This window comes from Amycolatopsis sp. SID8362 (genome assembly GCF_010550475.1).
GTDB lineage: Bacteria > Actinomycetota > Actinomycetes > Mycobacteriales > Pseudonocardiaceae > Amycolatopsis > Amycolatopsis eburnea.
In genome coordinates, this window is the sequence record NZ_JAAGNB010001337.1 from 1 (window position 1) to 1,100 (window position 1,100).

At 75.3% G+C, this 1,100-nt stretch carries 1 protein-coding gene; it reads left to right on the plus strand.

The genetic code is table 11. The features are described from left to right. The coding region (locus G3I65_RS41180) for an acyltransferase domain-containing protein (protein WP_160700884.1) at positions 1–1,100 on the plus strand (1,100 nt) is incomplete at both ends.

The following is a 1,100-nucleotide window of genomic DNA, read 5'->3' on the forward strand; positions in this document are numbered from 1 at the left end:
GGCGGCGCCGGCCTCACCGCGCCGGACGCCGACGGGCAGGCCGAAGTCCTGCGTCGGGCCTACGAAGGCCTCGACCCGCGGGCGGTCCAGTACGTCGAGCTGCACGGCACCGGCACCAAGGCGGGCGACCCCGTCGAGGCCGCCGCGCTGGGCCGGGTCCTCGGCCGCCCGGACGCGCCGCTTGCCGTCGGGTCCGCGAAGGCGAACGTCGGCCACACCGAAGCCGCGGCCGGGATCACCGGGCTGGTCAAGGTGGTCCTCGCGCTACGGCACCGGGAACTGCCGCCGACGCCGGGGTTCGAGACGTCGGCGATCCCGCTGGCGGAACTGGGTTTGCGGGTCCAGACGTCGTTGTCGGACTGGCCCGAGCCCGGTCGCCCGCTCGTGGCCGGGGTGTCGTCGTTCGGCATGGGTGGGACCAACTGCCACCTCGTCGTGCAGGAGCCGCCCGCGCGGGAGAACACGGCCCCGGACGTCCCGCACGCGTTGCCGTTCCTGCTCTCCGCCCGCACGCCGGAAGCGCTGCGGGACCAAGCGTCCCGGGTCCGGGAAATGTCCGAAGTGGACGTCGTCGACACCGCGTTCTCCCTGGCCACCACCCGCAGGCACCACGAACACCGGGCCGTCGTCGTCGGCCGTGACCGCGCGGCGCTCCTGAACGGGCTGCGCACTCTTTCCGGCGGTGGCAGCGCCCACGAGATCGTCCGCGGCCGGGTTTCGGAGCGGGGAGCGCTCGCGTTCCTGTTCAGCGGGCAGGGCAGCCAGCGGGCCGGGATGGGCCGGGAGCTGGCCGAAGCCTTCCCGGCGTTCGCGGCGGCCTTCGCCGAGACCTGCGGGGCCTTCGACGGCCTGCTCGACCGGCCCTTGGCCGGCGTCGTCCTCGACGACGACGTCGACCGGACCGGCTACACCCAAGCCGCGCTGTTCGCCTTCGAAGTGGCGCTGTTCCGGCTGTTCGAGGCCGCGGGGGTGCGGCCGGGCTTCGTCGCCGGGCACTCGGTCGGCGAGCTGGCCGCCGCGCACGTCGCCGGGGTGTTCTCGCTGGCCGACGCCGCCCGGCTGGTCGCCGCGCGTGGCGCGCTCATGCAGGCGCTGCCCGC